Here is a 17,397-nt window from a genome sequence, read left to right as displayed (position 1 = left end):
GGAAAAGCGCGTCTAGGGGAGACCCCGCAGGCGAAAGCCGAGGAGGCTCCCCGACCGCCCGCGGAAAGCGAGTGCCTTACGTTCCAATCAACGTCCAAATTGTACAACTCATAAAAAATAGACAAACTCGATTTTCATCGAGTTTGTCTACAGTCTGTGGGACTGACATACGTCAGTCCCATTTTTTTATTCAGTTGCATGTAAAGAATTACTCCTTTTAACCCAATAGGTCGCCAATACGATTAAAAGAATTAAAACAGCTTGCGGCACCAGCGTTTCCATTGTTGGATAGAGACCTATCCATTCTACAAATGGGAAGGAACTGATCGTATTTGTCTGTATCACTTGCGAAACCTGAAGCGAATGGATAGAGACCCCAAGAATCTTGAAAGCCAAGGCATATATGAGTATCGTTGCGACTTTAAAGAATAGGGTCATCGGTAATTTCACACTGTAGCGTAACATGATGAATCCAATTACCACTAATATGAGGAAGGCAAGGAAAATCCCGCTCATCAGCTGCTTTAATTCCATATATGGAGCCATTCCAGCATAAAAGATAATGGTCTCCGCACCTTCACGGAATATGGATAGAAAACTGATTAAAGCAAAAGAGATGATGCTTCCCGTTGCAATGGCTTGGTTCATTTGCTTGCTGATATAACGGTTCCATGCATGGACATTCGATTTACTATGAAGCCACAGACCAATTGTCAACATCATCAATACAGCTATTATCCCAGTGATTCCCTCAATATATTCCCGGCTCGACGCAGCCGTGACCTGAGAGAAAACGATATTGATTATGACCGCCAATATGGAACTGGCAACTAAACCTGCACCTACCCCTGTCCAAATCCACTTTTGTTTGTCCGCTTGCCCTATTTTCTTTAGGAAAGACAATAATGTAGCCACAATCAAGAGTGCTTCCAATCCTTCCCGTAAAAGAATCAGAGCGGCATCCCATGTTGTATAACTCGTATCATCAATCAAAGGGAGTAACCTTGAGTTTAAATCGGATACGATTCCCTTCGCTTCCTCAGCCTTTACCTTTTTCGATTGCAATAGGCTGATTGCGGTAGGGACTTTCGTTTCCATATCGCTGTAAAGCTTGCTGTCCCTTGTGGAGACCTCCCCTTCGACATTAGGCCAAATTGTTAAAATTTCATTTAACTGATCAACGGCAGAATCGATGTCATCCTTTTCAATATCCGTTGCACTACTTTGTAAGAGTTGCGTTACATCCCCAAGTGAATAGGTCTTCTTCTGGCTTCCTTCTTCAACTTTACCAGCAAGGAAATCCTCCATTAAACCCTTCAATTCAATTAGATTCTTTTTGGCTTTTTCCGAATCTGGGGGTTCTTGTGTAATCGCTATTCGTACAAAGGCCATACTTGTTTCAATTTCACCATATGTAGCTACACTTTTCTCCCTGACAACGACCTCTGCGTCGGTCCATTGATTCAGCAGGTTCGTATATTGAACTTTAGCTTGATCAAAGTCACCTTTAGTTACCGTTGCGTCCAACTCATCTATTAAAGGAATTATCGCTTGTAACCTTTCTTTATAGTCCGTCTTGTCAACTGGGTTTTCATTAGTATCATATGTAACAAGAGTACTTGATAAAGCCGATAGCCGCTTTTTGATTTCATCTGTTGAGGCTTGTTCTCTCAAAGCACTTTTTACAGCGGATAGTTGCTCGTCGACTTTCACCGCACTTTCACTGTCCGTTTTTATCGTTTTCCATTCTTTCTCGAATAGATCAATATTTTTCGATACTTCCTTAAGGTCCCCGGATTTTACCTTCATTAAACTATCGCCAATATAAACAAAAAGCTGATCATGGTTTTCACCCGCCGAAACGATCCTTACAGCAGATGAAAGAAATAAAAGACTGACTATTAGAACCAATATCCCACTCTTCCATTTAGAAACGGTCATACCGTTCCCTCCTTTTTCATGAACTAAAATCGCCAACCCGGATAATATCCATGCTGGCGATTTTCACGTCCTCATTTGTAATTCAATTTATCCAAAAAGGGAATCCCCAATATAGCCACCCTTTTTCACACCTGGTAAACAGGCAAACATGGCACTGCCCTTGTGAACGATATATTCGTTGAGCTTATCATTTTTCGCTAGTCGCTCCTGTATGGGAATAAATTGTTTACTTGGGTTTCGCTGAAAACAAATGAATAGCAGGCCCGCATTGAAGCTTCCTGTTTTAGGATCCATTCCATCTGCATATGAATAAGGACGTCGCAGTATCTTTGCTTTTCCGTCCCCCCTAGATAGACTCATATGCGAATCTTTGGGAATGATCCGATTTCCATTTGGGTCTTTAGCTTCCAGGTCAGGGCCATCAAACTCATTCTTCATTCCTAGTGGAGCTCCACTGTCCCGATGTCGGCCAAACGTATTTTCTTGTTCTTTCAATATTGTGCGGTCCCAAACTTCAATGTACATCTGAATTCGGCGCACCACCATATAACTGCCTCCAATAAGCCAGTCAGGCCCGTCATCAGCCTTTACCCAAACATGCTCATTCATTTCACTGTTATTATTCTTATCCGGATTGGCAGTCCCATCCTTAAACCCAAATAAGTTTCGCGGTGTCGTTTTTTGTGAATCGGCTTGCTTAGTCCTTTGAAAACCTGTCTGTGCCCAATGAATGATTGTTTTCCCTCTCCCGATTCTCACTAAATTCCGAACAGCGTGAAAAGCCACTTGAAGATCATCTGCACATGCTTGAATACAAATATCCCCACCGCTCCATTCTTCTTCTAATGCATCTAAAGGGAATTTGGGCAGGTCCTTTAATTCAGCAGGTCTTTTCGATTTCAAACCAAATCGATCTTTCCCGTCTTTCGAAAATAGGGTAGGACCCACTCCAAAAGTAATCGTTAAATTGGAAGGTGATAATTCTTTCGCTTCCCCCGTATCTTTTGGAGGCATATTTGTATTAAGAGATGCTTCACCAATTAAATCTCCTGCTGTCATCTGAGCCGCAGCCTCTGTCCAATCCTTAAACAGCTGGATTAAATCAGACCTATTATCTGTCGTTACTTCCAATGATGCAAAATAAAGGTTATCTTGCGCTTCAGTGGTGATACCAGCCTGATGCGATCCATAAAATGGGACAATATCTTTAGTTTGCCCCTTTGCCTTTTGATCAGAAAGAGTCAGCAGTCCTCCAAATCCAGATGCCCCTATCGCGACTCCGATTCCACCGACTCCTGCCGTTTTTAACATATTTCTACGACTTACTTTTTTTGTAAAAATACCAGTTTCATCTTTTGGCGTGTTTTCTTTCAATTATGATTCCTCCGTTACAATCCCTATTTGCGAAAGTGGTTCAGCTAATGCATCAATTGCTTGGCTCAACTCTTTGACTTCAGATTCCTTTAAATCCGTATATGAGATGTAGCCATTTCCTTCTTTATGCTTTTCAAGCAAGCCGTATACATCGTCAAAACGTTTTTGGATTTCCGCAGCAAGCTTCGGATCCTTTTCTTTCAGCGCTGGCGTAAGCAGTTCATAGATCTTTTCTGCACCTTCTACATTTGCAACGAAATCATATAAATCCGTATGAGAGTATCGGTCCTCTTCTCCTGTAACTTTACTGGTAGAAACTTCATTCAATAAATCCACTGCACCCGTGATTAACAAATCAGGTGTGACCTCAACCGTTTCAACTTTGGCACGAAGCAAATTGACATCACTCATTAATTGATCTGCATACTTTTCGTACCCCTTGGTTGTGTTTTCTTCCCATAACCCCATTTCAATCCGGTGGTAACCGCCCCATTCTGAATCTTTGACGTCCCCTTTACGCGCGTCAATTTTCGGATCAAGATCTCCAAATACTTCGGCGATCGGTTCCGCTCTCTCATAATGCATGCGGGCTGGTGCGTATGCTTCCTTCGCTTTTTCAATATCTCCGGAAGATACCGCCGTAGTAAATTCTTCCGTTGCGTTTACGAACTCTTCTATTTCACCAATTGCATATTCCCTGTACGCGGTAGATACATCATCAAGCTTACTCGCACTCGCACTTGCTTCTTTGGCGTTATCATCTGCTGGCTTAGTTTCTTCCTTTTTCTGCGTACAGCCAAATAATAGACTGGTTGATAGTAAGACTGCTAATGTCGCCTTCGCTTTCTTCATATTGTATTCTCCCTTAGAAATGATTTGTAGATTCATATTATCAGATAATGAAAATCATTATCAATATATATTTTAATGAAAATGCGACATTTTTCATTCTCTTCGAAAAAATTCACACACTTTACCTTTTCCCTTCCGTATATAAAAAGCTTACAGCGGCTAAAAATAAAAAAGGCAGTGTTCTTTCAGCTACCTCTAACGCTCACTCATTAACTTGTCATTTTCTTTGTCCATGATTTTTGTGATGTCCTCAACAAATTGATTGATAAATATTAGCTCTTGCTCATTATAAGCGGAACATAAATCTTTGGTGGCCATAGAGAGTGATTGATAGTGTGATTTAATCTGTTCCTGCCTTTCGGATATCGGTGCAATCATTACCCGTCTTCCGTCCATATGATCTCGTTCTCTTTTAACATAACCGGATTTCTCAAGGCGATTGATCAGTGCCGTAACCGAACCCGTACTCAATCCTGTAATTTTGGATAGTTCTCCAGCGGTTATTGGTCCTGTTTCATTCAATATTTCAGCACTCTTTAAATCCGTATGGGACACCCCTATTTTCTGAGCCATGTTTTGTTGAAATAAAACGGATCTCATTCCATACCTTTGCAAACTGTGTGTTAAACTCTCTAACAGAGCTGCATTCACCCCATAATCACTTGACATAAAATGCCACCCCTTTTACACTTGAATTTATCTTGATTTTCAAGATAAATGTTTTGTTTCATCTTAACGTTTACCCTTCAACCATGTAAAGGAAATTCATGAGCTGGTTGATGCGAAGGAGGAAAATAAATGAACGATCAAAAAAAACAAAGATTCATTGTTGCCGGTTTATTATTGGGTATCTTGATGTCAGCAATGGATAATACGATTGTTGCGACTGCAATGGGAACGATCGTTTCCGATTTAGGCGGGTTCGATAAGTTTGTATGGGTGACATCTGCCTATATGGTCGCCACGATGGCAAGTATGCCGATTTTCGGTAAGCTTTCCGATATGTATGGAAGAAAAAGGTTTTTCATTTTTGGACTCATAGTCTTTTTAATCGGTTCCGCTTTATGCGGTATGGCCCAGAGCATAGTACAGTTAAGTATCTTCCGTGCCATCCAAGGTATAGGCGGAGGAGCTTTGATGCCAATCGCCTTTACGATCATTTTCGATATATTCCCACCTGAGAAACGAGGAAAATTGACAGGACTTTTTGGTGCTGTATTTGGGGCCTCCAGCGTATTGGGACCACTTTTAGGTGCATATATTACCGAATATTCCAGCTGGCGCTGGATTTTCTACGTCAATGTTCCGATTGGAATCATCTCTTTATTTTTTATCTGGAAATATTACAAGGAGTCAGCCAACACCCAAGAGCAAAAAATTGATTGGGGTGGTGCAGCAACTCTCGTCATTGCCGTTATCAGCTTAATGTTCGCTCTCGAACTGGGCGGAGAGTATGGCTGGGGTTCATCTCCTATCATAGGTCTGTTTGCTAGCTTTGTGGTTTTCTTCATTTCTTTTTTCTTTTTCGAAAAAAGGGCAAAGGATCCAATCATCTCATTATGGCTGTTTAAAAGGCGATTATTTGCCACTTCTCAAATTTTAGCCATTCTTTATGGCGGTACATTCATTATTTTAACCGTTTATATCCCGATTTTCGTCCAAGCGGTTTACGGTGGTTCCGCAACAAATGCCGGATTGATCCTCACCCCTATGATGCTCGGTTCGGTATTCGGCAGTGCAATTGGCGGGATATTCAATACAAAGACAAGCTTTCGCAACTTAATGACGATTTCCGTCATCTGCTATTTTTCGGGGATGCTTTTATTAGGGACCATTACTCCTGATACCAGCAGGACTTTATTAACTTTATACATGATTCTGACTGGGTTTGGCATGGGCTTTTCCTTCTCCCTTTTGCCTATTGCCTCCATTCACAATTTGGAACCAAGATTCCGGGGGTCGGCCAACTCAACAAACTCATTCCTCCGTTCTTTTGGGATGACACTCGGTGTAACGATTTATGGGGCGATTCAGAACAATGTGTTCACAAGTAAAATGGCGGATGCATTTAAAGGAATTCAAGAAAGCCCGGATACAGCCGGATTAATCAAGGACCCACGTCAACTCTTCCAATCGGACGCACGTGCCGAGATTCCGGACTTTGTCCTGGATAAAATCGTTCATGCGATGTCCGATTCGATTTCACTAATATTTACCTTGGCCCTCATTCCGATTGGTCTTGCAGCAATCACTGTGTTCTTTATGGGAAAAACAAGAGTGGAAACAACTTCAAATGAGGAATCATTAAAATAATAAAAGCGCTGGACTTCCAGCGCTTTTTATTTATTTTCATTCCTTCTATTTAGGAGGTGAAAATTGCCGAAAAATCAGTCTACTACTAAAATATAAAGTAACACATTCACATACCGAGGTGAGAAGTTTGAAGATTGTATGTTTTGGTGACAGTTTAACCAGAGGCATTTCTTATGTTAAGGGACGGCTTCGCATTATTAAAGAAAATTATCCGAACTCTTTAACTAAGCTTACAGAATCATTGCCATTCGTGGAAGTTTTGAATAAAGGGGTTTTCAATGACAACTCCGACCTGTTGGTTAGCCGGATCGAGAAAGACGTGATGTCGGAAAATCCCGATATCGTATTAATAGAGGTCGGTGGAAACGACTGTAACTTCCATTGGGATGAAGTAGCCAAGAATCCAGAAGGTAACCATGAGCCCATCGTTCCAATCGAACGTTATCTGGAAAATATCACACAACTTGTCAAGCAGGTTCAGGACAAGCATGTAACACCTTTCCTTTTAACTCTCCCACCTTTGGACCCTGCCAGGTATTACAGATCTATAGCTGATAAATTCGGGCATTCGATCGGGCATTTCGTTTCCCATGTCGGAGGTATTGAACATTGGCATGGGATGTATAATCGCCAATTGAAAAACCTTGCAGAAGAACTTAAGGTGCCTTTGATTGATGTCCGTTCCCATATTAAATCCTCCGGCGACTTGGGTCTCTTGATTAGTGATGATGGCATCCACCTCACTTCCGAAGGGTATCAGCAAATGAGCATGGCCATATTCTATGATTTGCAAAAGCATATGGCAGTAGAAATAAATCCTCGGCATTAAAACAGAAAAAAGGCAAAGCATGGCGCTTTGCCTTTTTTTCTGTTTTTATAGACTTTTCACTTCCACGTTTTCCGGAAGCTTGAAAGGGTTCTCGGTATTGATCCGGTCATAAAACATCATCCCGTTCAAATGATCTAGCTCATGTTGAAAAACGATTGCAGCAAAGCCCTTCAGCCGCATCTCTATTTCCTCACCATTACCATCCACCGCTTTAATTTTAACCCGTTCATAACGCGGTACATATCCTTTAACATCACGATCGACAGAAAGGCAGCCCTCACTTTGCGGTAAATAGATCATTGTGGCAGAATGACTGATAATTTTCGGATTCACAAGGGCATATTCAAACAGCTTCCCCTTTTCGTCTGGAAAATACATGACGAACATGCGTTTATTCAAGCCTATCTGATTTGCAGACAACCCAACGCCTTCACGCAAGTTGTACTTCTTTTGGAGTTTTGGGTCCTGGCTATTTTTAAGATATTGCATCATGCATTCCAACGTTTCACGATCTTCATCCGAAATCGGCAGGCTAACTTCATCCGTTACCTGACGCAGAATTGGATCTCCTTCTCTAACGATATCCTTCATCGTAATCATATAGTCTTTTATAAATTTACTCATAGAACTTCACACTCTTCTACCATTTTATTTTTTCATGACTTAGACCATTTCACTTTAGCATTTCGCATTTAAAAAGTCTAATATGCAGGTTAGAATAAATATCCCTAAATTCTGGACTCCATTACTAAAATTTTCAATATTAAATTTCATTTCCTTACTCTAACATTATTTACCTCAACTTTAGGGTACAAAGACCTATGTATTAAACGTTTAAAAATTCTATACTGAATATATATTCTTAAAGGAGATGAAAAATTGAATTCGAACTCTAAATTTGTTTCGAAGTTGCTGCCGTTCTTGACGGCTTTCATTGTGATAATTGCTGGAATCAGTTGGTATGTTGTTACACAGTCAAAGGAAATGGTCATTCCTTTTTCTTCTGTAGAAAAGACGATTAAAGCTCAAAATGGAGCCCCTGTCACCATTGAAGAAAAAAAGAATGGCACTCTTCACATCTCCACACCAGATGGAGAATACGTTTCTAGTATTCCTCCCAACAGTCAAATGATCAATAAACTTGTCGAAACATATAACGTTCAATATTCTTTTTCATCAACTAATAAATCAGCAATATGGATTCTAGGCGGATTGTTGGCGGCTCTCGTCACAACCGGTGTCATTATACAGAAAAGATCAAAAGGTGGATTACGGATCGGCAGCAAGAAACAAAGCCTTTCCACCCCTAAGCCTCTACCAGAGATAACCATGGATGATGTAGGCGGTTTGCAAACCGAAATCAAACAGGAAATCCTACAGACGCTCACTACACTAAAAGAACCTGAACGTTCAGCAAAGATTGGAATTAAGCCGCCTCAAGGCATTTTATTATACGGACCCCCTGGGACGGGGAAAACGCTGCTTGCCCAGGCAATCGCAAAAGAGCTTGGTTCAAACTTCTTCTCTACGAGCGGTTCGGCCTTCAACGAAATGTTTGTTGGAGTCGGTGCAGCCCGTGTCCGCAGTCTTTTCCAAAATGCACGTAAGCAATCTCCAGCTGTCATTTTCATCGATGAAGTGGATGCGTTGGCCGGCAAAAGGAAAGCTCATGGCGGGGAAGAAGGCGAAAAAACGTTAACTGAACTGCTTGTGCAATTGGATGGAGGCCATCCAAATGAAGGCATTTTATTCATCGCAGCGACCAACCGGAAAGATATGCTCGACGAGGCATTTCTACGTCCGGGCAGGATCGATTTCTCTTTCCAAGTTCCACTTCCAGATACACAAGGAAGAAAGGAAATCATCGATATCCATTCGAAGGGAAAGCATTTGGCAACGGACGTCCTTGCCTCCTTGGATGAATTGGCTGAAAGTACATCCGGTTTCTCCGGTGCTGACTTAAGTGCTCTATTCGATACTGCCTCACGTCATGCACTGAGGAATGAACAGGATATGATTCGTAAACAGGATCTTGATTATGCCATTGACCGTACGATACTTGGAGCCACATCACGTACTTTGAATGATGTGGATACGAAGCGGCGTGTGGCCATTCATGAAAGTGGACATGCCCTGATTGCAGCTTTGACAAAGCCTGGTTCTGTTCGAAAGGCGACCATCATTCCGCGTGGGGAAGCCCTTGGATATGTAGCGCCGATACCAAAAGAACTACATCTAGCTACAGCAAGCGAATTGCTTGATCAAGTCAAAATGATTTTAGCGGGCGGCGTGGCGGAAAGAATGTATTTAGGGGAACACAGCATTGGTGTAGGCGGAGATGTACAGCAGGCGAAACATCTACTTGAACAAATGGTCGATACGGGAATGCTTCAAGATGGATTTACCCTCACTTTCAATAAAGGCGAGAAGGAACAAAAGATGCAGGAATTATTCACCAAAGCGATTCAGGAAACGGAAATGTTGATTGATACGAATCGCCAACAGTATGATGAGCTCGTTGATGAGTTATTGAAAAAAGAAACACTCGATGGATCAGAAGTTCAACGTATCGTTGATGCTTCAGAAATAACAAGCGTATGCTCGAATGCTTAACACTATTTTCTGCTGAGTGTTTTAAAACCTACTCTGTGTTTGGGGCCTGTTTGAATCGAACAGGCTCTTTTTTTTGATCACATTCGGAAGCGACCCGTAAAGCTAAGAAGTGAGGAAAGGGGAAATTAACCAGAAGGAAATTCCGTCCACTCTCTGTGAGTGGATTTCAGCATATAAAAGGGCTGTCGACATTGTCGACAGCCCTTTTTCAAGGTTTGCACCTATCATTTTATAGTTTTTCCAACTGGATGATACCTGGTGTGTTTTGTGTCTGGATCCCTGCCTTTTGCAATTTCACTGCCGTTCCTTCTGGTAAGTTAGTGAATATGATAGGAGTGACCGTAGACGGAGCATTCCGTTTTATGAAATCTAAATCAATTTCCAAAAGAGGTGTTCCTTTTGTTATCTTTTGACCTTCTTGCACAAGAGATGTAAAGCCTTCTCCATTTAATTTAACTGTATCTAAGCCAACATGGATCAGAATTTCCAGTCCATTATTCATTTTCAATCCCAATGCATGATTTGTTGGGAAGATACTAAGCACTTCCCCATCGATTGGTGATACTAGTTTCCCATTGACTGGCTCGATAGCAAAGCCATCGCCCATCATTTTCATCGCAAATACTTGATCGGGAACCTGTTCTATCGGCAAAACGGTTCCTTCAATTGGAAGGACAAAGTCATTTGCCCCCAAAGTTTGGTTTTCTTCCACTCTTTCCTCTGCCACTTGTGCAGATGGACCTGTTTTCACTTGGATTGGATCGACGCCATTCTTGACAAGTTGTTTCATCGCATTTGCCACAAATTCAACATTCGTTCCAACAATGACTTGCACACTTGATTTATTCAATTTCATTACACCACGCGCACCATGCCTTTTTAAGGCGGCTTCATTCACATTACCTGTATCGGCAACTTCTAAACGTAAGCGTGTTGCACAGTTATCAATTAGCTTTATGTTTTCTTTACCGCCAAGATCTTGAATGAAAAGCGATCCCATATCGGTATATTTATCCCCTGTTTTCACAATAGTTTCTTCTTCCACATCTTCCTCATCATCTTCCCGGCCAGGTGTTTTTAAATCCATGATCTTGATGACAAAATAGAAAATCACGAAGTAAACGACAGCGTATACTAAGCCAATCGGTATTAACCATAGTGGTTTTTGCGCAATGCCAAAGTTCAAGAAATAATCAATGGCTCCTGCGGAGAATCCAAAACCGTGATGAATATCCAATATAACAGCAAGTGCCAGAGAGACCCCGGTTAATAAGGCATGTATTACATATAACACTGGCGCGATGAACATGAACAGAAATTCAATCGGTTCAGTGATTCCTGTTAAGAACGAGGTGAAAGCTAACCCGAGCAGCATCCCCGTCACCAATTTACGTTTCTCTTTCTTAGCAGCTGCAATCATCGCTAATGCTGCAGCGGGAAGGCCGAACATCATGATTGGGAAAAAACCAGTCATGAAAGGTCCAGCAGTTGGATCACCTGCGAAGAAACGGTTTATATCACCGGTCGCCCCATTGTATTCACCAAATACGAACCATACCATACTATTCAGGACGTGATGCAAACCTACTGGAAGCAATAAGCGATTCAATACGCCAAATACGCCAGCACCTAAAGCTCCTGCACCTGTAATCCAGTCTCCAACGTTATTGATTAGATCTTGAATAGGAGGCCATACAAAACCGAATATTCCCGCAAGTAAAATCATCGCCAGAGATGTGATGATCGGAACAAATCGTTTCCCTGAAAAGAATCCAAGCCATTCAGGGAGTTTTATTTCAGAGTATCTATTATATAGGAAGGCAGCAACTATACCCGATATAATACCTCCTAATACAGCCATGTCGATATCTTTATTAATCGCTTGTGTACCATTCGTCAAAACAAAGTAACCAACAAGACCAGCTAATGCCGCAGCACCGCTCCCATCTTTGGATAATCCAATCGCTATACCTAAAGCGAACAGTATGGCAAGGTTATCAAAAATTGCTTTTCCCGAGGCAGCCATAAATGCAATATCAAGTAAATCCGGTTGCCCTAACCGAAGCAATAAAGCAGCTGCTGGTAAAACAGCAATTGGCAACATCAAAGCTTTCCCAATTTTTTGTAGAAAATTTAACATCTAACTCATCTCCCTTGTTCCTAACATCTTTTAATTCAGCAGAATGACAAGACATATAAAGCGTTTTCATTTTGTCAATAGAATAATTTTTCTTTGGCTTATACTAGCACAGAAAAGATATAGATGTCTATACCAATTCATCTGGAAATATACTATTTTCTTAGAATATAAGAGAAAAACATCATCATTTACCCCTTAACTGGTCTAGACAACTATTAATAAAAACGATAAAATGAAGGCAAAATATAAGAGACCAATTCATAACTCATTCATTAAGTTTTACTTTCACAAAGGAGATTATGTATGAAAACATTCATTATTAATGATCTGATAGTTCATAGCGAAAACGAAACATACAAAAATGGGTACATTAAGGTCGTGGATGGAAAAATTGCCGAAGTTGGGCCAGTAAACCAATACAAACATGACGATGATGTTAAGGTAATTACTCTTTCATCAGATTATCAGGCAATTCCCGGTGCCATCGACATTCATATCCATGGAGCATCCAATTCCGATGCAATGGATGCCACATATGAAGCATTATCCACAATGGCAGAGACTCTTCCCAAAGAAGGAACCACCAGCTTTCTGGCCACTACAATGACTCAATCGACCGAAGCCATTGAATCAGCACTACTTAATGCGGGTAAATATATCGAAAATCAAACACAAGAATACGCTGAAATAGTTGGGATTCATTTAGAAGGTCCTTTCATTTCACCAGCCCGTAAAGGAGCGCAGCCTGAGAAGTATATCGTTGATCCTGATGTCACTCTATTTAAAAGGTGGCAGGAAATGGCCCAAAATCAAATCAAGCTTGTAACGCTTGCTCCTGAACAACCAAATGGATTAGATCTAGCTGCCCACTTAAGGGGAACTGGCGTCGTCGCCTCCATTGGACATTCAGATGCAACATATGACCAAATAGATGATGCAATTCAGGCAGGGACTACCCACGTTACACATCTTTATAATGGAATGCGGGGACTCCATCACCGCGAACCTGGTGTATTGGGCGCTGCTTATCTTCGAGATGAGCTATATGTTGAACTTATTGCTGACGGCATTCACTGCAGGCCGGAAATGATCAAGCTGGCATATAACCAAATTACTAGCGAACGAATGATCTTGATAACGGATTCGCTTCGTGCCAAATGGCTTGAAAAGGGAACCTATGATTTAGGTGGTCAGCCTGTGTATGTTAACGAAACGAAAGCAACGCTTTCAGATGGTACACTAGCCGGCAGTATATTGAAAATGAACGATGCCATTAAGAACACAATGGAATATACCGATTGTTCCATGACTGACATTATAAAAATAACGGCGGAAAACCCTGCCAAACAACTTCGGATTTTTGACAGAAAAGGAAGCATCCAGGTCGGCAAAGACGCGGATCTTGTAATATTGAATGACCGCTTGGACGTTGAAATGACGTTCTGCAGAGGAAATTTAGCTTTTAAAAAGGAGAATGTATAATGAATATCATACAAGTGCAGGACTACATGGAAATGAGCCGGACAGCCGCAGAAATAGTGATCGGAAAAGTCAAAGGAAATCCTAATATCAAATTGGGCCTTGCAACAGGCGGTACCCCTAAAGGAATGTACGATAATATGATTGAAGATCACGTGCGCAATCATACTTCTTATGAACATGTAACGTCTTTTAATCTTGACGAGTATATCGGCTTAAAACCAAATGATCCAAACAGTTACCATTATTATATGAATGACTCCCTATTCACTCACATCAATATAAGTAAAGAGCGCACTCACCTGCCAAATGGCACAGCAGATGACACCAACGGAGAATGTAAACGGTATGATGAAATGATTGATTCCGTCGGAGGGATCGACCTTCAGATACTTGGCATTGGGCAAAATGGCCATATTGGTTTTAATGAACCTGGAACTTCCTTTACATCAGGTACACATGTCGTGACACTCGAAGAATCCACGCGTCAAGCGAATGCACGTTATTTCGATTCCATCGACGAAGTTCCTACACATGCCGTTACGATGGGCATTTCAACAATCATGAAAAGCAAAGAAATTCTGCTGTTGATATCTGGTGAAGAAAAAGCCGAAACCTTGAAGAAATTGATACACGGTGACATTTCAGAGGAATTCCCTGCATCTATCCTAAAAAAACATAATAATGTTACAATTATCGCAGACCAAAAAGCGTTATCCGGAGTGATAATACCCTAAAAGGAGCGAAAGTCGATGATTGATAAAAACTCACCTCTTCCGATTTATTTTCAAATCGAAGAACAAATAAAAAGACAAATAGAAAACGGTGAGTTCCAAGCGCACGATGCCCTTCCATCTGAACGCGAATATGCCGAGCAATTCGGAATTAGCCGGATGACCGTCCGGCAAGCCATAAATAATTTGGTGAATGACGGATACTTATACCGTCAAAAAGGAAGGGGAACCTTTGTCGCCGATAAGAAGTTGGAGCAGCAGCTCAATGGGTTGACCAGCTTTACAGAGGATATGAAAGCCAGGGGGTTAAATCCAAGCAGTAAGCTGCTGAGCTTTGAAATCATTCCGGCTAATAAGAAAATTGCCAGTGAATTGCACATTTCCCTTCATGCTCCCGTTTATGAAATAAAGCGCATTCGCTTGGCTGATGATGTTCCAATGGCACTCGAGACCGTGTACATGTCTGCTAATTTAATTAAAGGACTAACGGAAGAAATCATTAACCTTTCCATTTACCAATATGTGGAGAATTACATTAAACTTAAAATAGACTATGCTTCACAAACATTGGAATCAGCGATTGCTTCTGAATTGGAAGTCACCCATTTAGCGATCCCAAAGGACTCACCCATATTATTCATTCAAAGGAATACATTTTTAATAGATGGAACCCCTCTTGAATATGTTAAATCGGCTTATCGTGCAGACAGGTATAAGTTTACTATCACTATAACCAGATAATCTTGAATATTTTTGATATACAGAAGGGCCAATCACTAGAGTCTATTAATTGCTAAAGGTAATCGGAGGGTGTCACATATATGAATTCATACTTTGAAGAAGTTCAGGCTTTGCTCAAAATTGTGGGAGAACAGGAAAAACAATCAATTAAGGAATCTGTGGAACATATCTCGAAAGCATTGGTGTCGGATGGAATCATTCATCTATTTGGAAGCGGACATTCTCATATTTTGACGGAAGAGGTATTCTACCGGGCAGGTGGGTTAGCCGCCATTCATCCTATTTTCGTTGAAGATTTGATGCTTTTTAAGGGAGCATCTAGGTCATCGCAACTCGAAAGGCAAAATGACCTATCTGAGAAATTCATGCTTGATGAGGATATCCGTCCTGGCGATGTCTGTATTGTCATTTCATCGTCTGGTGTGAATCCCGTTCCTATCGATGTAGCTATAATCGCAAAAGAAAAGGGCGCCTTTGTCATTGGACTTACATCACCGGAGTATGCAAACAGTTGTCCTTCACGGCATAAAAAGAAGCTTTATCTCCACGATGTCGTTGATTTGGTCTTAGACAATCATATTTCCAAAGGTGACACATTGCTGAAATCAAATAATATATCCTTTGGTTCCGGATCGACCGTAATCGGGGCCGTCCTTCTCAATATGATTTTCACACAAGTCATTGAAACGATTATTGAATCAGGAGTGACCCCTCCCGTATTTCTAAGCAGTAATATCGAAGGGGCGGATGAACACAATCAAAAGATTATCGCGAAATATAAAACAAGAATCCCCAAATTGTGAATCGATATAGCCAAAATGGCATACATAAGCTTTTATGTTCCACATAATGAAATAATAAAGAAGGCATCCATTCGAATGCCTTCTTTATTTTATAGTCCCTTTTAATCCTTTTTTTTTCAAAAATGGCCACCAATTCGCGTTTCCAAACGTTGCAACCATTACTGAACAACGGCAAGATGACAAACGCGTATAAAGCAAGCCCCACCAATATTAACGTGGCAGTCTCCAAGAGTGATAAAACCCCAGCCGGCATCATCGCAGCAAAAGTTCCCCCATCTTATTGACATAGAAGAAAACTTCCATATACCGATCAATCAAACCAGAAAATTTTTCATTTGTCATTGTTGCACCTCTCAAAAAGTAGCTCAATCATTAAACTATATGTAGCTTACTACTGTTTTATTTAACATATCAATCCCATAATAGTTTATTATTCCTAGTTTAACTCATGGTAAATAAGGGAAAACCAAAGTAAGCAAACAATCTACTATTCTAAGGGAGGAAATATAAATGACTCAAACAACTATCGAAACTCGAACGAATAGCAAACTGTTAAAAGGGATTCTAATTGGAGGACTTGTTGGTGGTGCGTTAACCTTGCTTGACTCCAATACAAGAAATAAAGTAAAGCGTTCAGCCGTCCTTTTAAAAGACAATTCCATGAATATGATTGAACAGGTCAAGGAGAATCCGGGCGAAATGAAGGAACAAATGGTATCAGGAGTCAAAGGCGCAACAGAGACGATTAAAGAGGCAATCAATGACGTTGAAACCTTATATGAAACCGTCAATGAAGACGTGGTGGGTAAAGTATCCGAAGTAAAGGATATCTCCACTAACGCCCTGGGTACAGCTAAGGACGCAACAAATGAATTAAAGGACATCAGCTCAAAAGTGGTCGTTGCCGGTAAACAACTGAAGGAAACACCAACACAATCATCGAAGTCAGATAATAAAAAAAGTGAAAAAGAGAGCGATGACGTCGTTACAAAATCAGGATTATCCAATCAAAAATCAATTTCATCGAACTTCTAATATATAAAAAAGCTGAGGCATTATGAAGTGACCCTTTGTAAAGGACATTTTAAAAAAAAGCTAGGCAACTTGAAGGAGATGCTGTCTGTATTTTGCAGGCGGCATCTTTAATGGTCGACAAATAAGCACGTTTGCCGTGATGGTAAGTTAAGTAAGTGATGTCCGTTAATAATACTTTGCCTGCGACACCTTGTTTGAATGGACGCTGTAGGAGGTTTGGATAAGTACGGTGTTCGTGTGTCACTTTTGCCATTCGGCGATAAGGATTCGCTTTTCAGATCGGGCAGATCCTATTAAATTTATTCATAATGCGACGAATTCTTTTAAGTTGTAAGTGATTTGATACTGATTTTCTAACGTCATTTTAATTTGACACGCACCTTTTTTTCTTCGACGAAAATGATCTGTGTACGTGATGGCCTTGTCACTAACAGCTTGAACATGAGGATTACATTTTAGTTGTGCTTGTTCTTTCTCCGCAAATAATCGTTTGGTCATCTTAGTTCACTCCGACGTGTTTTTTCTTATCATAAACAAAAGTAC

Annotated in this window: 14 protein-coding genes and 2 pseudogenes; 8 read left to right on the top strand and 8 right to left on the bottom strand. The window is 40.9% G+C overall.

What is annotated here, in order from left to right:
• Positions 1-186 precede the first annotated feature (186 nt).
• The 4 genes from ACFX4L_RS14100 to ACFX4L_RS14085 all read right to left on the bottom strand — a co-directional run bounded on the left by ACFX4L_RS14100 (position 187) and on the right by ACFX4L_RS14085 (position 4,836).
• Positions 187-1,941 carry an FTR1 family iron permease gene (locus tag ACFX4L_RS14100; protein WP_377405475.1) on the bottom strand — a complete coding sequence of 585 codons (1,755 nt, stop codon included), beginning with the start codon at positions 1,939-1,941 and terminating at the stop codon, positions 187-189.
• Positions 1,942-2,028: 87 nt separating this feature from the next.
• Positions 2,029-3,315: an iron uptake transporter deferrochelatase/peroxidase subunit gene (efeB, locus tag ACFX4L_RS14095; protein WP_377405473.1), complete on the bottom strand. Its 1,287-nt coding sequence runs from the start codon at positions 3,313-3,315 to the stop codon at positions 2,029-2,031.
• Positions 3,316-4,167 carry an iron uptake system protein EfeO gene (gene efeO / locus ACFX4L_RS14090; RefSeq protein WP_125162462.1) on the bottom strand — a complete coding sequence of 284 codons (852 nt, stop codon included), beginning with the start codon at positions 4,165-4,167 and terminating at the stop codon, positions 3,316-3,318. It lies immediately after the preceding gene.
• Positions 4,168-4,362: 195 nt separating this feature from the next.
• Positions 4,363-4,836, bottom strand: a complete 474-nt coding sequence (locus tag ACFX4L_RS14085) for a MarR family transcriptional regulator (protein ID WP_061461159.1) — start codon at positions 4,834-4,836, stop codon at positions 4,363-4,365.
• A gap of 129 nt (positions 4,837-4,965) precedes the next feature.
• On the opposite strand from ACFX4L_RS14085, the gene ACFX4L_RS14080 reads away from it, so the two are divergent.
• Complete coding sequence (locus ACFX4L_RS14080) at positions 4,966-6,480, top strand: MDR family MFS transporter (protein WP_377405471.1); 1,515 nt, start codon at positions 4,966-4,968, stop codon at positions 6,478-6,480.
• 127 nt (positions 6,481-6,607) lie between these two features.
• Complete coding sequence (locus ACFX4L_RS14075) at positions 6,608-7,309, top strand: SGNH/GDSL hydrolase family protein (protein ID WP_377405469.1); 702 nt, start codon at positions 6,608-6,610, stop codon at positions 7,307-7,309.
• 45 nt (positions 7,310-7,354) lie between these two features.
• On the opposite strand, the gene def is transcribed toward ACFX4L_RS14075, so the two are convergent.
• Entirely contained in the window at positions 7,355-7,933 is a 579-nt protein-coding gene (gene def, locus ACFX4L_RS14070; protein WP_089363926.1) for a peptide deformylase, read from the bottom strand.
• Between the two features lie 255 nt (positions 7,934-8,188).
• On the opposite strand from def, the gene ACFX4L_RS14065 reads away from it, so the two are divergent.
• The gene (locus ACFX4L_RS14065) at positions 8,189-9,922 is read left to right on the top strand and encodes an AAA family ATPase (protein WP_377405467.1); all 1,734 of its coding nucleotides are present in this window, start codon (positions 8,189-8,191) and stop codon (positions 9,920-9,922) included.
• Between the two features lie 229 nt (positions 9,923-10,151).
• Here ACFX4L_RS14065 and nagE read toward each other — a convergent pair whose 3' ends face one another.
• On the bottom strand, positions 10,152-12,062 hold the full coding sequence (nagE, locus tag ACFX4L_RS14060) for an N-acetylglucosamine-specific PTS transporter subunit IIBC (protein ID WP_377405465.1): 1,911 nt from the start codon (positions 12,060-12,062) through the stop codon (positions 10,152-10,154).
• Between the two features lie 303 nt (positions 12,063-12,365).
• Between nagE and nagA the strand changes: the two genes are divergently transcribed.
• From nagA to ACFX4L_RS14040, 4 genes are all read left to right on the top strand, one after another.
• Positions 12,366-13,544, top strand: coding sequence for an N-acetylglucosamine-6-phosphate deacetylase (nagA, locus tag ACFX4L_RS14055; protein WP_377405464.1), 1,179 nt, complete (start codon positions 12,366-12,368; stop codon positions 13,542-13,544).
• Positions 13,544-14,278, top strand: a complete 735-nt coding sequence (gene nagB, locus ACFX4L_RS14050) for a glucosamine-6-phosphate deaminase (protein ID WP_377405462.1) — start codon at positions 13,544-13,546, stop codon at positions 14,276-14,278. Before nagA ends, nagB begins: the two co-directional genes overlap by 1 nt.
• A 15-nt stretch (positions 14,279-14,293) precedes the next feature.
• Complete coding sequence (gene phnF, locus ACFX4L_RS14045; protein WP_377405460.1) at positions 14,294-15,016, top strand: phosphonate metabolism transcriptional regulator PhnF; 723 nt, start codon at positions 14,294-14,296, stop codon at positions 15,014-15,016.
• Between the two features lie 80 nt (positions 15,017-15,096).
• On the top strand, positions 15,097-15,819 hold the full coding sequence (locus ACFX4L_RS14040; protein WP_377384735.1) for an SIS domain-containing protein: 723 nt from the start codon (positions 15,097-15,099) through the stop codon (positions 15,817-15,819).
• Positions 15,820-15,903: 84 nt separating this feature from the next.
• On the opposite strand, the pseudogene ACFX4L_RS14035 reads toward ACFX4L_RS14040, so the two are convergent.
• Positions 15,904-16,093 (bottom strand): annotated as a pseudogene (locus ACFX4L_RS14035) (hypothetical protein); the annotation flags it as partial.
• 236 nt (positions 16,094-16,329) lie between these two features.
• Between ACFX4L_RS14035 and ACFX4L_RS14030 the strand changes: the two are divergent.
• On the top strand, positions 16,330-16,854 hold the full coding sequence (locus ACFX4L_RS14030; RefSeq protein ID WP_377405458.1) for a YtxH domain-containing protein: 525 nt from the start codon (positions 16,330-16,332) through the stop codon (positions 16,852-16,854).
• A 97-nt stretch (positions 16,855-16,951) separates the two neighbouring features.
• Here ACFX4L_RS14030 and ACFX4L_RS14025 read toward each other — a convergent pair.
• Positions 16,952-17,256 (bottom strand): annotated as a pseudogene (locus tag ACFX4L_RS14025) (IS3 family transposase); the annotation flags it as partial.
• Positions 17,257-17,397: the final 141 nt, after the last annotated feature.

It is taken from the genome of Peribacillus sp. YIM B13482, assembly GCF_042787975.1.
GTDB lineage: Bacteria > Bacillota > Bacilli > Bacillales > DSM-1321 > Peribacillus > Peribacillus simplex_A.
The sequence above is the reverse complement of the archived record's forward strand: the minus strand, read 5'-3'. Positions and strand labels throughout refer to the sequence as shown.